The 1,010-nt window shown below is 36.5% G+C and carries 1 protein-coding gene; it reads left to right on the top strand.

Translation table 11 applies throughout. From position 1 onward, the window contains the following. Positions 1 to 145: 145 nt before the first annotated feature. Complete coding sequence (locus Q4534_RS24075; protein WP_303615713.1) at positions 146 to 925, top strand: tetratricopeptide repeat protein; 780 nt, start codon at positions 146 to 148, stop codon at positions 923 to 925. The last annotated feature ends 85 nt before the right edge of the window (positions 926 to 1,010 follow it).

Here is a 1,010-nt window from a genome sequence, read left to right as displayed (position 1 = left end):
GCTCATCATTATAAGAGTTTGTTGATGAGCAATATACCAATGGTAAACCTTTAGCTACCGGAGGTTGAGTTCAACAACACCTATCCGCAATGCCCTTCGGGACACTGCGCATAGCCAAACCGTTGTAAACCATTAACAAAGACAAATGATTAGGAAAGTCACTTTTATTTTAGCTGCATTTATAAGCTTGGCTTCATATGGTCAAAATGCAATTGAAATTAATGAGCAGTCAAAAAAATTCATTCAATCTCAAGAGTTTGAAAAAGCTGTTCCACTTTTGAAACAAGCCGCAGATTCAGGTATTGCAGAAGCTCAATATAATTTAGGGGTAACTCTCGAATATGGTTATGGAATTGAAAAAAATATTGATTCTGCTTTTTATTGGTATATAAAATCAGCTGACCAAGGGTGGAATGACGGTTTATATAAAATGATGATGGCACATGCTACCGGAGTAGGTGCATCGCAGAATAACGAGAAAGCATTTGAATATGCCATGGCATGTGCATCGAATAACGATATAACATGTATGTTCAACGTTGTCGGAGCTTATCAAGATGGACTTGGAACCGAAAAGGACTTAGATAAGATGCTCGAATGGGCAATTAAGATTGGTAAGCTTGAGACACCCGAAGACTTAATGAAAAGCGGGAAAATCACGTCCGCAAGACTCAATTTAGCTTACATGTATAGAGATGGTAGGAATGTCGAAAAGAACTTAACGGAAAGCTATACATGGTTTCTAATTTACAACGAATCAAAACGAGATTTCTCTATACTTCAACAACAGTCTGTTATAAAAGAAATTCAAGAATTGGAGAAAAGCTTGACAGATGAACAAAAAGAAGAAGCTATAACAAATGCAGAATCAATTCTAAATAGACCATTAACGAATATGGCGAAACTTTATGAAACAAGTATATAAAAACGGTTTACAATAACTAAGCATTCTGATGGCTGGAACAGCCTAGTCTGAATGCAGTGTTGAACGAAGTGATGTTGGGAATTAG

Source organism: Cyclobacterium sp. 1_MG-2023 (assembly GCF_030546805.1).
Classification (GTDB): Bacteria; Bacteroidota; Bacteroidia; order Cytophagales; family Cyclobacteriaceae; genus Cyclobacterium.
Note: the sequence above shows the minus strand (reverse complement) of the source record. Positions and strands in the feature narration are given on the sequence as shown.

Bases quoted from the DNA above. Each gene is read 5' to 3' on its own strand.
- Q4534_RS24075 (WP_303615713.1), top strand. From the start codon at position 146: ATGATTAGGAAAGTCACTTTTATTTTAGCTGCATTTATAAGCTTGGCT.